General features: G+C 45.2%; 15 protein-coding genes. 13 read left to right on the top strand and 2 right to left on the bottom strand.

Features of this window, described 5'->3' with window-relative positions:
* Nucleotides 1–3: 3 nt before the first annotated feature.
* The 4 genes from coxB to AC6R05_RS16525 are packed head-to-tail and all read left to right on the top strand — an operon-like array spanning nucleotide 4 to nucleotide 4393.
* Nucleotides 4–1212 (top strand): cytochrome c oxidase subunit II, encoded by a 1209-nt coding sequence (gene coxB / locus AC6R05_RS16510; RefSeq protein WP_500648038.1) that lies wholly within the window; start codon nucleotides 4–6, stop codon nucleotides 1210–1212.
* Nucleotides 1209–2855 (top strand): cytochrome c oxidase subunit I, encoded by a 1647-nt coding sequence (gene ctaD / locus AC6R05_RS16515; protein WP_500648039.1) that lies wholly within the window; start codon nucleotides 1209–1211, stop codon nucleotides 2853–2855. Before coxB ends, ctaD begins: the two co-directional genes overlap by 4 nt.
* A gap of 8 nt (nucleotides 2856–2863) precedes the next feature.
* Complete coding sequence (locus AC6R05_RS16520; protein ID WP_500648040.1) at nucleotides 2864–3469, top strand: cytochrome c oxidase assembly protein; 606 nt, start codon at nucleotides 2864–2866, stop codon at nucleotides 3467–3469.
* Nucleotides 3470–3508: 39 nt separating this feature from the next.
* On the top strand, nucleotides 3509–4393 hold the full coding sequence (locus tag AC6R05_RS16525) for a cytochrome c oxidase subunit 3 (protein ID WP_500648041.1): 885 nt from the start codon (nucleotides 3509–3511) through the stop codon (nucleotides 4391–4393).
* Between the two features lie 26 nt (nucleotides 4394–4419).
* Here the strand turns inward: AC6R05_RS16525 and AC6R05_RS16530 are convergent, their stop codons facing one another.
* Nucleotides 4420–4650, bottom strand: coding sequence for a DUF2909 domain-containing protein (locus AC6R05_RS16530; protein WP_500648042.1), 231 nt, complete (start codon nucleotides 4648–4650; stop codon nucleotides 4420–4422).
* Between AC6R05_RS16530 and AC6R05_RS16535 the strand changes: the two genes are divergently transcribed.
* The 9 genes from AC6R05_RS16535 to AC6R05_RS16575 all read left to right on the top strand — a co-directional run bounded on the left by AC6R05_RS16535 (nucleotide 4649) and on the right by AC6R05_RS16575 (nucleotide 11631).
* On the top strand, nucleotides 4649–5512 hold the full coding sequence (locus AC6R05_RS16535; RefSeq protein WP_500648043.1) for an SURF1 family protein: 864 nt from the start codon (nucleotides 4649–4651) through the stop codon (nucleotides 5510–5512). The genes AC6R05_RS16530 and AC6R05_RS16535 overlap by 2 nt on opposite strands.
* Nucleotides 5502–6074: a redox-active disulfide-containing membrane protein gene (locus AC6R05_RS16540; protein ID WP_500648044.1), complete on the top strand. Its 573-nt coding sequence runs from the start codon at nucleotides 5502–5504 to the stop codon at nucleotides 6072–6074. The genes AC6R05_RS16535 and AC6R05_RS16540 overlap by 11 nt, the downstream gene beginning before the upstream one ends.
* Before the next feature lie 52 nt (nucleotides 6075–6126).
* On the top strand, nucleotides 6127–7176 hold the full coding sequence (locus AC6R05_RS16545) for a COX15/CtaA family protein (RefSeq protein ID WP_500648045.1): 1050 nt from the start codon (nucleotides 6127–6129) through the stop codon (nucleotides 7174–7176).
* Complete coding sequence (cyoE, locus tag AC6R05_RS16550; RefSeq protein WP_500648046.1) at nucleotides 7169–8092, top strand: heme o synthase; 924 nt, start codon at nucleotides 7169–7171, stop codon at nucleotides 8090–8092. The genes AC6R05_RS16545 and cyoE overlap by 8 nt, the downstream gene beginning before the upstream one ends.
* Nucleotides 8093–8344: 252 nt before the next feature.
* Nucleotides 8345–8695: a helix-turn-helix domain-containing protein gene (locus tag AC6R05_RS16555; protein ID WP_500648047.1), complete on the top strand. Its 351-nt coding sequence runs from the start codon at nucleotides 8345–8347 to the stop codon at nucleotides 8693–8695.
* A gap of 98 nt (nucleotides 8696–8793) precedes the next feature.
* Complete coding sequence (locus AC6R05_RS16560) at nucleotides 8794–9465, top strand: DUF3313 domain-containing protein (protein ID WP_500648048.1); 672 nt, start codon at nucleotides 8794–8796, stop codon at nucleotides 9463–9465.
* 13 nt (nucleotides 9466–9478) lie between these two features.
* Entirely contained in the window at nucleotides 9479–9694 is a 216-nt protein-coding gene (locus tag AC6R05_RS16565) for a DUF3820 family protein (RefSeq protein ID WP_500648049.1), read from the top strand.
* A 293-nt stretch (nucleotides 9695–9987) separates the two neighbouring features.
* Nucleotides 9988–11040 (top strand): 3-deoxy-7-phosphoheptulonate synthase AroG, encoded by a 1053-nt coding sequence (aroG, locus tag AC6R05_RS16570; RefSeq protein ID WP_150868654.1) that lies wholly within the window; start codon nucleotides 9988–9990, stop codon nucleotides 11038–11040.
* 177 nt (nucleotides 11041–11217) lie between these two features.
* Nucleotides 11218–11631, top strand: coding sequence for a hypothetical protein (locus tag AC6R05_RS16575; protein ID WP_285465579.1), 414 nt, complete (start codon nucleotides 11218–11220; stop codon nucleotides 11629–11631).
* Nucleotides 11632–11735: 104 nt separating this feature from the next.
* Here AC6R05_RS16575 and AC6R05_RS16580 read toward each other — a convergent pair whose 3' ends face one another.
* Entirely contained in the window at nucleotides 11736–12851 is a 1116-nt protein-coding gene (locus AC6R05_RS16580; protein ID WP_285465580.1) for a mechanosensitive ion channel family protein, read from the bottom strand.
* Nucleotides 12852–13016 lie beyond the last annotated feature (165 nt).

Raw genomic sequence — 13016 nt, forward strand, 5'->3', positions numbered from 1 at the left:
CTTTTGAAACGATTATTGCTGAGGTATGTACTACTAATTAGTAGTGGTATGTCGCTGTTGATAGCGCCACTTGTTCAAGCAACGAGTGAATACAACATGACGCAAGGGGTAACGGAGATTAGTGGCAAAGTCTACGAGCTGCACATGCTGATCTTCTACATCTGTTGTGCTATTGCTTTTGTTGTGTTTGGTGTCATGTTCTATTCGATCCTAAGGCACAGGAAATCGAAGGGAGCGGTTGCCGCACATTTTCATGAAAGCACCAAAGTCGAAATCATCTGGACCATCATTCCTATTATCATCCTTATCGCAATGGCAATCCCTGCAACCAAAACCTTGATTGCAATGGAAGATACTTCTCAATCTGAACTCACAGTTAAAATTACAGGCTCACAATGGAAGTGGCATTACAGCTACTTCGGTGAAGACGTCGAGTACTTTAGTTTACTGGCAACCAGTGACAAAGAGATTGAAGGTATCGAAGCGAAGGGCGTGCATTACTTGTTAGAGGTAGACAAACCACTTGTGCTACCGATTAATCGTAAAGTCCGTTTCTTAATGACCTCGGACGATGTGATTCACTCTTGGTGGGTTCCTGCATTCGCTGTGAAAAAAGACACAATTCCAGGTTTTATTAATGAAGCTTGGACAAAAATAGATGAGCCCGGCGTTTATCGTGGTCAATGTGCCGAGTTATGTGGTCGTGCTCACGGCTTTATGCCGATTGTTGTTCAAGCCATGGAAGAAGAAGATTTCGATGTTTGGCTGGCTGACCAGAAGGCGCTTGCGATTGCTGAGGCTCAAGCCGCTAAGGAAGCATTAGATGCGTCACTTTCTTTGGAAGAGCTAAATACCATTGGTGAGCAAGTTTATGCATCTCGCTGTGCTGTTTGTCACCAAGCAAACGGCGAGGGGATTCCAGGCGCGTTCCCTGCTATTAAGGGTAGCCCAGTGGCACTTGGAAATGTATCGGAGCATATTGATGTTATCGTCTATGGCCGTTCTGGAACTGCGATGCAGGCCTTTGATAACCAACTTACAGAAAAAGAGATCGCTGCAGTGATCACCTACCAACGAAATGCTTGGGGTAATGATACTGGTGATGTTATTCAAGCATCAGACATCAACGCCTACAAGCAGCAAGTTGAAGGCGGGGGTGAAGATGCAGCCACCGACTCGAATGCAACGCCGAATAGCAAGGAGGCGATATGAGTTCACCAATTAACAAGCCGGTGAAATCTGCTCCGGCTGAAGAGTTAGCGGCTAGTCACACTGCTGACGATTTAATCGATGTAACTGAGCATGACCATCATGAAGCTCCTAAGGGGTGGGCTCGTTGGCTCTATTCCACTAATCATAAAGATATAGGTACGCTCTATCTGTGGTTCAGTTTTGCCATGTTCCTGACGGGTGGCGCGATGGCCATGGTGATTCGTGCCGAGCTATTTCAGCCAGGGCTACAGCTGGTTGAGCCAGACTTCTTCAATCAGATGACAACCGTTCATGGGTTGATTATGGTGTTTGGTGCAGTCATGCCGGCGTTTACTGGCCTTGCCAACTGGATGATCCCGATGATGATCGGAGCGCCAGACATGGCTCTGCCTCGAATGAACAACCTCAGTTTTTGGATCCTTCCTTTTGCGTTCCTCATTTTAATCGGATCCCTGTTTACTGAAGGCGGTGGCCCAAGCTTTGGTTGGACTTTCTACGCGCCTCTATCGACAACTTATGGGCCTGACAGTACGGCGCTGTTCGTTTTCTCTGTTCATATCATGGGTATCAGTTCGATCATGGGTGCGATCAACGTGATTGTAACCATCGTCAATATGCGAGCTCCTGGTATGACTTGGTTCAAGTTGCCGATGTTCGTTTGGACATGGTTGATTACTGCGTTCTTGTTAATCGCGGTGATGCCAGTCCTCGCAGGCGCGGTAACTATGGTACTAACCGATAAGTACTTTGGGACGAGCTTCTTTGATGCGGCTGGTGGGGGAGACCCTGTGATGTTCCAACACATCTTCTGGTTCTTTGGACACCCAGAGGTGTACATCATGATATTGCCATCGTTTGGTATTGTCTCAGCGATTATTCCGGCTTTCAGTGGCAAACGTTTGTTTGGTTATCACTCAATGGTTTACGCAACCTGCAGTATCGCAATCCTGTCTTTCTTGGTATGGGCACACCATATGTTCACCACCGGGATGCCAGTCTTCGCCGAGCTGTTCTTTATGTATTGCACTATGCTGATTGCGGTGCCTACAGGAGTGAAGGTATTTAACTGGGTAGCGACCATGTGGCGAGGGGCGCTGACCTTCGAAACTCCGATGCTCTTTGCGATTGCCTTTATTGTACTGTTTACCATCGGTGGCTTCTCTGGGCTGATGTTGGCGATTGTTCCTGCCGACTTCCAATATCACGATACATACTTTGTGGTCGCGCATTTCCACTATGTTCTGGTTACCGGGGCAGTGTTCTCTATCATGGCGGCAGCTTACTATTGGCTGCCCAAATGGACGGGCAACATGTATGACCACAAATTGAGTTTGTGGCACTTCTGGACTTCGGTCATTTCCGTAAATGTTCTTTTCTTCCCTATGCACTTCCTTGGTTTAGCAGGGATGCCACGTCGTATTCCTGATTACGCGATTCAGTTTGCTGATGTTAATCAGGTAGTGTCGATTGGCGGTTTTGCCTTCGGTTTATCGCAATTGATCTTCCTATGGCTGGTCATCAAATGCATCAAAGATGGAGAGCCAGCAGAGAGTAAACCTTGGGAGAGAGCGGAAGGGCTAGAGTGGACAGTCCCAAGCCCTGCACCGCATCACACCTTTACACACCCACCTAAAGTGGACTGAGGTGAGCCATGAACAAGCAATCGCGAGACGAACATACACAAACCCAAAATAACACCACAAAGCGGTCAACCAAGAAACTGACGGCCTATTTGGTATTGAGTGTGATTGGCATGTTTGGCTTTGGGTTTGCTTTGGTGCCACTGTATGACGTGATGTGTGAAGCTTTGGGTATCAATGGCAAAACCAACACAGTATCTGCGGTTCAGCCTCAAGGGATGCAGCCCGATTACAGTCGCACAGTGCGGGTTGAGTTCATGTCACATATTAAGCCCGATATGCCATGGCGATTTGAGCCAGAGAAGCGCGTGCTTGAAGTTCACCCTGGTGAAGTGATCCAGACTAACTACATTGCTACCAATATGTCTGGATTGAATCTAGTTGGGCAAGCTGTGCCATCGGTGTCTCCCGGCAATGGTGCAACATACTTCAATAAAATAGAGTGCTTTTGCTTTAATCAACAACCGTTGAACGCCAAGCAGAGTACTGAAATGGGCTTGATCTTCTATATCGAGCCTAATATTCCAGAGTCGATTCACACTCTGACTCTCTCTTATACCTTATTTAACATTACCAATGGGACGTCATCAGAGCAGGATGTAGTCGCGAAAAACTGAGCCGTCGCAAGAACCTGTATCAACAAAAGGAGTTGAGCAATGAGTTCTAAAAAGGAAATCTACTTTGTTCCGCATCAGAGTCACTGGCCTCTTGTTGGCGCTGTCGCTCTGTTTCTTGTCGCGCTGGGCTCAGGGTTAACTGTACAGAATATGGGGACTGACGCAGCGGGTGGAGTATTCGGCAAAGTTATTTTGGTACTGGGCTTTGCGGTACTGCTCTATATGTTGGCAGGGTGGTTCAGTAATGTGATTACCGAGTCGTTAAGTGGCCTCTATTCTGAGCAGATTTCTCGCTCCTTCCGACAAGGTATGAGCTGGTTTATTTTCTCCGAAATCATGTTCTTCGGCGCTTTCTTTGGCGCACTCTTCTACGCGCGCATGATCTCGGTACCTTGGTTGGGCGGTGCTGGAAATAACGAGATGACTCATGAGGTGTTGTGGCCGATGTTTCAATCAATGTGGCCGCTAACAACCACGCCAGATGGCGTCACTACTCAAGCTATGTCTTGGCAGGGGTTACCGCTGAAAAATACCGTCATCTTGTTGCTCTCGTCCGTGACACTGCACATGGCTCATCTCAGCCTTGAAAAAAACCAACGTATGGCGCTAACGGTTTGGTTAGAAATTACGATAGTGCTCGCAGGCTTCTTTCTTTTCTTCCAAGCAGAAGAATATATCCATGCCTACCAAGAGATGAATTTGACTTTACAGTCAGGCATCTACGGTAACACTTTCTTTTTACTAACTGGTTTTCATGGCTTGCATGTCTGCTTAGGGACTATCTTTTTGATCGTGTTGTTAGGGCGTGTAGCCAAAGACCACTTTACACCTAAAGACCATTTTGCCTTCCAAGCAGGTAGCTGGTATTGGCACTTTGTTGATGTGGTCTGGCTAGGTCTGTTTATCTTCGTTTACGTGTTGTGATTGCTCTAGCCATTGGGTTTGAACAGTCAGTAAGGGCGCGGATTAGGCGTGATAAAGCCAGTCGCCATCGCAAGAAGCAATAGGATCACCACAACGGCAGAGAAGAAGACGCGTCGCCCGAGGAAATGACTTAGTTGTTTGCCACTGTGTTTGCCCGATGAGAACTGAAATAACGCTTTCATGAGGTTGAAAGCAATAACAAACAGAAGGGCGACAAGAAGAACTTTAAACAAGAGTACGGATGTTGATGAAACCATGGTGTTAACCCCTAATGAAGCAAATCATCAAAACAATCAACGTCGAAGTATCGGCGTGTGGGTGGTTGCTCTTTTAACTTTGGTTTCTGTCAGCTTATTAATCAAGTTGGGGTTATGGCAAAGAGAGCGTGGGTTTGAGAAGCAGCAGCTTGAACAACATCTGGCGATGAAAGCAAGTCAACCAAGTAAGCCATTGGTTACTGTGCTAACGGATTGGGAAATCTGGGTAAATAGTATTGAAAGCGATGATCTTTCTATAACGGAACAGAGTAACAACGCTGCAAGCAGCGAATACTTAAAGATGCTAAATGGAACCAAAGTAGCGGTGAACTTTGCTGAAGATAACGGGTTGATGTTCTTACTGGATAATCAAACTCACCAAGGCAGTGTTGGATACATCTTGTATCAGTTAATGCCCGTAGTTGGTTTCTCTAAGCCAAAGTACATCTTAGTGGATTTAGGTTTTGTCAAAGCCAGCAAAAAGCGTAGTGAGCTTCCGGTGATTGAATTGCCTTTGATGCCTCAACAAGTTTCGGGTCGTTTATACGTTCGTTCCACTAACCCATTAAGTTCTGATTTGGCTTTAGAAGAGACCAAGCCGAAGCGTATTCAAAACTTGAATATCGCAGCGATATCCGATTATACCGCAACGGATATTCTGCCTGTTTTGTTTCAACCGATTCAGGATGAGACGTGGCCTTATGAATTGCTATGGCGGCCAACAGCGATGAAGTCAGAAAAACACTTTGGCTATTCAGTGCAGTGGTTTGCTATGGCGGCAGTACTGTCGGGATTGATGTTGCTAATGGGCTACCGTTTTTTCATCAAGCGCGACAAAAGGGAGAATCACGATGAAAAGTGATGAGCAAATGGCGTTTGAGAAAAGACGCCGCAAAGGACGATGGCTACTTGTCGGGCTTGTTATTATTTTTGCTTTGCCAGCCATTATCGCGAAAACCGTTTTAGACCAGCACTGGTACAACGAAGGGGCAACCAACACTGGTTTACTTATTGAGCCAAGGATGACGCTTAATGATCTCTCTATAGATTTTGAAGATCCAAATCAGGGGTGGCTTATTGGTTATGTTGCCCCTGAAGGCTGTAACCAACTATGCGAGCAGCAGCTTCATTATATTAAACAGAGCTATCTGGCCTTGGGTAAAAATCGTGAACGTGTGACGCCAGTGATCTTTGCTACTAGCGCTGAAGGCAACAGTGCTGTTGACCAAGAGGCTTTCACACAAGTAATGGGTAATCAACAGCTTACCAATAGACTCGGTGAAGCCTCTATTGTTGTCATCGACCCTCTAGGGCAACTGGTGATGGTGTATGAGAGTGTTGCGCGGTCAGAAGAGCTAGTACCTCAATCAAAAGGCTTAATCCATGATTTGAGGAAGCTACTAAAGTTGTCTCGAGTCGGGTGAGTTTCTAAAAGAGTAGCGAGTTGTTTCACAACAGATAGGGAGATCGGTATTGATGATGAATTCAACCCCTAGATCATTGCTGTTACTAGTTAAAGTGAGCTTGATTCTGACGCTCATCGTGATTGTATTGGGCGCATATACTCGTTTGTCTGATGCAGGGCTAGGTTGCCCTGATTGGCCTGGCTGTTATGGCAAGCTCGTAGTGCCCTCGGGGGAGTCGGCTGTCGCAAATGCAAATTTAGAGTATCCAGAGAGAGCTCTAGAAGCGGATAAGGCTTGGATAGAGATGGTGCATCGCTACTTCGCTGGTTCGCTTGGTCTACTTATTTTTGCGATCGCTGCTTGGAGTGTCTCGAAACGTGTAACGCCAATAGGATTGCCGTTACTTATCACAGCCACCGTTATCTTTCAGGCGCTGCTTGGGATGTGGACAGTAACATTGAAACTGATGCCAGTCGTCGTAATGGCGCATTTGATGGGAGGCTTCACGCTTCTGTCATTGCTGAGCTTGCTGTACTGCCGTTTGAACAAGATAGGGCAGGGTTTTGCGCCATTTAAATCACTGTGGTTAAGGTTTTGGGCGAGCATCAGCCTCGTGGTGGTGGTCGGACAGATCTTGCTGGGAGGCTGGACGTCATCGAACTATGCAGCATTAGTCTGTACCCAACTGCCAATTTGTGAAGGTAACTGGCTCGCTTATTTAGACTTTGATAAGGCGTTTGATCTTTGGCAAAGCGGGCACGAAAACTACGAATTTGGTGTATTGGAATATCCTGCTCGCTTGACCATTCATGTTATGCACAGGTTCGGAGCCATGGCTGCGGTGTTGGTGGTGTTAATTACGGTTTATCAGCTCTGGTCACAAGCTGGACACGGGCAAAGAAAGCTCAGTGCCATCTTAGCATTTGTACTGTTATGTCAGGTTGGACTCGGTATCAGTAACGTCTGGTTCCATTTGCCTATCTCAGTTGCCGTAATGCACAACCTAGTGGCAGCACTGTTGCTGGTCACATTGGTCGTTACCAACTTTTTGGTATGGCAGCGTCAGACAAGGGACTTTTTATTGAAGGGAAGCGCATTAGGCGGAGGTAAGCATGGCTAGTAGAACGGATACTCATAATCAATTTGTACCATCGTCTAACACTGCTGTACGAGAGAAAGCAGTGTGGAGAGTCTACCTAACTCTGACCAAACCTAAAGTTGTCGCATTAATGCTACTCACGGCGCTAGTTGGGATGTGCCTTGCCGTACCTAACGGTCTACCGATTCAACAAACTGTGGTCGGGATGCTCGGTATTGGGTTGATGGCTGGATCCGCCGCGGCATTCAATCACTTAATTGATAGAAGAATTGATGGGCAGATGAGTCGGACGAGTCGAAGACCATTACCTTCAGGAGAACTAAGCAGCGCTCGTGTATTTATGTTTGCGGCATCGATCGGTGTTATTGGCTTTGTTGCTTTAGTTGTGTGGGTGAACTCGCTAACAGCATGGTTAACTTTCGCAAGTTTGTTGGGTTACGCGGTGGTTTATACCATGTATCTCAAGCGAGCGACGCCTCAAAACATTGTTATCGCTGGTATTGCTGGTGCTATGCCACCTTTGCTCGGTTGGACGGCTGTCACTAATGAGTTGCACTCTCATGCTTGGCTGTTGGTAATGATTATCTTTATTTGGACACCGCCTCATTTCTGGGCGTTGGCGATTCACCGTAGAGATGAGTACGCTAAGGTGAATATCCCTATGTTGCCGGTTACTCATGGCATTGAGTACACCAAGACATCAATTCTTCTCTACACGCTTTTACTTAGTGTGGTGTGTATTTTACCTGTGTTGGTTGGCATGAGCAGTTGGATATACCTCAGTGCATCTTTAGTGCTCAATGGCGGTTTTGTTTACCACGCTTGGGTTCTGAAGTATCGCAGCAATGCTGCAAGCGCAATGCAGACCTTCAAGTTCTCTATCTATCACCTTATGGTGTTGTTTGCTGCGTTGTTACTTGACCATTATTTGTTGTAAGTGCCAGCAGGTATCAAGATTACTTGCTTTAATCACTTCTCACGCATCGATCAAACTAATAAATCAGGTATGCATATGCAGTGGGCATGCCTGATACTTTTGTTTGGGCGTAAGACTCTTTTAGGTGGCTAAATTAGTACAAGATTGGGTTCATAACACAACCAAACCTTTGGTTTTCACTAACCTTACGTTGACATAATTTCTATAGAAAAAAGCACAATTGATAGGTCTGAATTATACAAAGGGAACCTCATGGAATTTACCGACCTAGATAGAGATGCACTATACCAAACTTGGATGTCACAGAAGTCGCGTATGCGTCTGACTCAAATGGAATTTTCAAAGAAGCTGGGCATGAATCAACTCGCCTTCTCAAGAGTCCTAAGAGGTGAAACCCCATTAACGATGTCTTTTGTCAGCCAGTTTTGTCGTTTGTTACACCTCGAGCCCAAGAATGTTTTGCCATCTTTAAAAGAGGGCAGTGAAGGGCCAAAAATCGTCTATTTACAAAGTAGAATGAGTGTTGATGGTGAGATCCAAAACGCTTATATAGAAGGTAATCAAGTCGTTGTAGAGTACGCACATACCGTAAAGCCAAATTAGCTTTAGAAATTGGTCGTATATCAACAACAAACTTTTCGATATATTTTTCATATATGGTATAGCATACTCATGTTATTCAGTTAATGATGAGTGCTAACATGACCTTTCTAAAATATTCCCTTCTGGCTACCATCAGTGTCATCCTTGTCGGATGTGCTGGTGGGCCGATCCAAAAAGCCACTAAATTTACCTCTTACGAAGATTTTACTCCCGGACCTGATGGTGGTGTCGATTTGGTGTGGGCTCGTATTGGCCTGCGGGACGCAGAGCGCCTACAGAATAAATTAGAAGAGTATGATTCAGTCGTTATTGACCAGATCTTCGTGCTCGCGGAAGAAGGCTCGATTGATTCTGACGATATTCAAGAGTTAACCGACCACCTGAATGAACGGCTTACCGAGCGTATTTCTCAATACAAGAAAGTAGTGAGCGAGCCCAATGGCAGCAGCTTGAGACTGAGTATCGCATTAAGCAATGTGGAAACGCCGAATCCTATTTTAGCCGTAACGAGTAGCGTACTGCCGTTTGGCCTCGCGATGTCGACGATTTCTAAGGTAACCACGGGTGAGCATACCAACGTAGGCAGTGCAAGTATTGAGCTGTTGGTCAGTGATGCCCAAGATGGAACACCGCTCTTTGCTGCGATAGACCGTCAAGCAGGAAACAAAGACTTTTCGACCATGATTGATTCTCTTGATGACGCGAAAGACGCGATCAACTATTGGGTTGAGCGTTTAGGTGTTACCCTGACGAATAAAAATCAACTCTGAGAAAAATGAAACCATGTTAGACAAAGAGAACTTGATGAAGCTGGCGCGGGTACAGATGCCATTTGGGAAGTACGCAGGACGAGTACTCATTGATCTACCTGAAGAGTATTTGCTGTGGTTTGACAAGAAAGGCTTCCCCAGTGGAGAGCTAGGAGATCTGTTGAAGCTCTGTCTGGCATTGAAAATTGAGGGGCTGGACAGTGTTGTTAAGCCTCTGAAAAGAATGTAAAGCGTAAAACAGCTGGCAAAATGTCAGCTGTTTTTTTATTCGAATCGCGAAAAAATGAAGCTAACTTTGTGCTAACTGTTTGTAAAATTGACGATTTTATTGAGTGTAAATTTTTATATACAAAGTGTTTTCAATGTAAAACATAAAAAAAATTGCGTTTTTTTTAAATTAGTGATTGAAACTCTCGTTTTTCCTAGATAAGTTACAGGGAACAAGACGATAAGCGCTGATGTGAAAATTGTGCAAACAATATGCATACTCAGCTCAAGGATAGAAATAGGAAGAAGTAAGCAATGTTTCAAACAGATGATGTACGAATTAATAAAGTAAAAGAGTTATTACCCCCTGTTGCGGTACTAGAAAAGTTCCCTGCGACAGAAGTTGCTTCTTCTACAACTTTTGAAAGCCGTAAAGCGATTCACAATATTTTAGAAGACAAAGATGATCGCCTACTTGTGATCGTTGGCCCTTGTTCTATTCATGATCCAGAAGCTGCACTTGAGTATGGTAAGCGTCTGAAAGTACTGCGTGATGAACTGGGTGATCGTCTAGAAATCGTAATGCGTGTTTACTTTGAGAAGCCACGTACTACCGTAGGTTGGAAAGGTTTAATCAACGACCCGTACATGGATGATACGTTTAAGCTAAACGATGGCCTACGTATGGGACGTAAGCTGCTGTTAGACCTAACTGATATGGGTATGCCAACAGCAAGTGAGTTCCTAGATATGATCACGCCACAATATGTAGCGGATTTGATTAGCTGGGGTGCAATTGGCGCTCGTACTACTGAGTCTCAAGTACACCGTGAGCTGGCATCTGGCCTGTCTTGCCCAGTTGGTTTTAAGAATGGTACAGATGGCAACATTAAGATTGCGACAGATGCAATTCGTTCTGCGAGCTCGTCTCACCACTTCTTGTCTGTAACTAAGTACGGTCATTCTGCGATTGTAGAAACGGCAGGTAACCCTGACTGTCACATCATTCTACGTGGTGGTAAAGAGCCAAACTACAGTGCAGAGCACGTTGCTAAGATCAAACAAGAACTTGAAGCATCAGGCTTGCCTCAAAAGGTAATGATCGATTTCAGCCACGCAAACAGCTCTAAGCAGTTTAAACGTCAACTGAACGTTTCAGACGACGTTAGTGCACAAATTGCTGGCGGTGATGCTGCTGTCTTCGGTGTAATGATTGAGTCACACCTAGTTGAAGGTCGTCAAGATCTTGTTGATGGAAAGGTAGAGACTTACGGTCAATCAATCACTGATGCATGTATTGGTTGGGAAGACACAGAAACAGTATTACGCCAATTGGCTGATGCAGTTGAGAGTCGTCGTAACAAGTAACGTTACCTAACTCATTGAATAAAAACCTTGTTGTGCTGCAGCAAGGTTTTTTTTGTTTTCTATTACAAGAACTTCGAGCCACTCTCTTTATAGGGATATAGATACCATAAAACATTGACTTACCGTATCGTTGATGGTTAAATTGAATGATGTTCGATAACTTGAAGGGTTTCATTCATGAAAACAAAATTCGTGCTTCCGAGCGTTGCTTTAGTGGTACTAGCGGTGTTCAACGCTCCTACGGTAGAAGCTGCGCAAGGGTTTACTGCAGAGCAACTATGTAAAGCTGGTCTTGCTTTAGCAATCGATAAGAAACCTCGTGGTATTAAAGCGACTTCAAGTGCAAGTAATCAACGTATTCTACTTAGCCTGAAAGACGGTAAGAACGAATGGGACTACCGCTGTAAGGTTAACCGTGGCAACAAAACAGTAAAATTGGAAGCGCGTGAACTCAAGCGAAATGATAAGTTTCTAGGTCAAGCGATACGTTATGACGTCGCCGATGCAAAGCGTTCAGTTAAAGTGACGATGAAGAAACGTAAAGGTAGTGGTTTGATCAACGAAACGTTTACTAGCATTCAACTGAAATAGTTTTACAGTGATTGAGTAGAGGAACCTCTGAGCCATAGATTTGTGAGCTGTGAAGAGCCCCAGAGAAGTAAAGAGCCATACATTAGGTATGGCTCTCTTTGTTTTTAAAGGCTGCTTTCTGGTGTGATTGGTGCCGCGTGCTCTGAGGTAGGGGCGACACCTTGCTGCAAATGAAGGGTTTGTGTTGGGAACGCGACATCAGCTTGATGGGCGTGCACAATCTCTAGCACTTTAAGCAACACATCCTGTTTTACCTCGTGAAAACGAATCCAGTTGACCGTTTTTGTGAAGGTGTAAATGAAGAAGTTGAGGGATGAAGGGCCAAACTTATCAAAGTTCACGATTAGTGTTTGCTTGGCATCAATATCCGGATGGTTTTCTAGCATCGTCTTTACTTCATCCACAATCGCTTGCATCTTGTCAGCATCTTCGTAACGAAGGCCTATGGTCTCATTGATACGGCGATTAAGCATGCGTGATGGGTTCTCCACTACGATATTACTGAACACCGAGTTCGGTACGTAAATCGGTCTTTTGTCGAACGTTCTGATGATAGTCATGCGCCAGCCGATGCGTTCTACTGTACCTTCAATCTGACGATCTGGAGATCGAATCCAGTCTCCAACTTTGAATGGGCGATCGAAATAGATCATCATGCCGCCAAAGAAGTTAGATAGTAGGTCTTTCGCTGCCAAACCGACGATTAAGCCACCCACACCACCAAAGGTCAGAAGGCCAGATAGACTCAAACCAAAGGTCTGCATGATGGTGAGTGCTCCCATCACCATAAAGAACAGACGGAATACTTTGGCTATCGCCTGAACCGTTGTCTCATCACGTTTCTTCTGCGCTAGGATGTACTCTTCACTGTTGGTGATCATTCTGAGCGTGAACCACACGAAGGTACAGATAATCAAGATGTGCTTGAGGGTACGAAGCCAATTGATTTCGCCCCCAAACTCCCCTTGTAGAATCAACCCTAGAGAGACAGTGCCCGGCCAGCACCATAGTACGGTACTGACTGGTGTTTTTAGGGCATCGAGCAGCAAATCATCCCAATGGAATGCGGTTTTCTTGGCTAATATTTCCAAGCGACTATGAAGGATTCGCCACGCAACCCATGCGAAGAAGCTAGCAATAGTGATGAATAAAACACTGCTGCTCCATTCATGATGGTTTGCATTTACGTATGTCTGAACTTGTTGAATTAATTCGTTCATGTTTTGAATTCACTCAGTGATAACGCGGATGCCATAGCAAGTGTTGTCCTCACAAGAAATAGAATAGCTGCGTCTAGATAGCTTTATGCAATTGTGTGCTATGACAGAAAAATAAGTGGCCCGAAATTAGCAGAAATCCAATTTGTTCTCTACCTTTAAAATCAA

It is taken from the genome of Vibrio sp. R11-SG3-ISO9 (assembly GCF_059834255.1).

Bases quoted from the DNA above. Each gene is read 5' to 3' on its own strand.
- AC6R05_RS16530 (WP_500648042.1), bottom strand. From the start codon at position 4,650: ATGGTTTCATCAACATCCGTACTCTTGTTTAAAGTTCTTCTTGTCGCC.
- AC6R05_RS16545 (WP_500648045.1), top strand. From the start codon at position 6,127: ATGATGAATTCAACCCCTAGATCATTGCTGTTACTAGTTAAAGTGAGC.
- AC6R05_RS16580 (WP_285465580.1), bottom strand. From the start codon at position 12,851: ATGAACGAATTAATTCAACAAGTTCAGACATACGTAAATGCAAACCAT.
- AC6R05_RS16560 (WP_500648048.1), top strand. From the start codon at position 8,794: ATGACCTTTCTAAAATATTCCCTTCTGGCTACCATCAGTGTCATCCTT.
- AC6R05_RS16525 (WP_500648041.1), top strand. From the start codon at position 3,509: ATGAGTTCTAAAAAGGAAATCTACTTTGTTCCGCATCAGAGTCACTGG.
- AC6R05_RS16520 (WP_500648040.1), top strand. From the start codon at position 2,864: ATGAACAAGCAATCGCGAGACGAACATACACAAACCCAAAATAACACC.
- AC6R05_RS16555 (WP_500648047.1), top strand. From the start codon at position 8,345: ATGGAATTTACCGACCTAGATAGAGATGCACTATACCAAACTTGGATG.
- ctaD (WP_500648039.1), top strand. From the start codon at position 1,209: ATGAGTTCACCAATTAACAAGCCGGTGAAATCTGCTCCGGCTGAAGAG.
- aroG (WP_150868654.1), top strand. From the start codon at position 9,988: ATGTTTCAAACAGATGATGTACGAATTAATAAAGTAAAAGAGTTATTA.
- AC6R05_RS16565 (WP_500648049.1), top strand. From the start codon at position 9,479: ATGTTAGACAAAGAGAACTTGATGAAGCTGGCGCGGGTACAGATGCCA.
- cyoE (WP_500648046.1), top strand. From the start codon at position 7,169: ATGGCTAGTAGAACGGATACTCATAATCAATTTGTACCATCGTCTAAC.
- AC6R05_RS16535 (WP_500648043.1), top strand. From the start codon at position 4,649: ATGGTGTTAACCCCTAATGAAGCAAATCATCAAAACAATCAACGTCGA.
- AC6R05_RS16540 (WP_500648044.1), top strand. From the start codon at position 5,502: ATGAAAAGTGATGAGCAAATGGCGTTTGAGAAAAGACGCCGCAAAGGA.
- AC6R05_RS16575 (WP_285465579.1), top strand. From the start codon at position 11,218: ATGAAAACAAAATTCGTGCTTCCGAGCGTTGCTTTAGTGGTACTAGCG.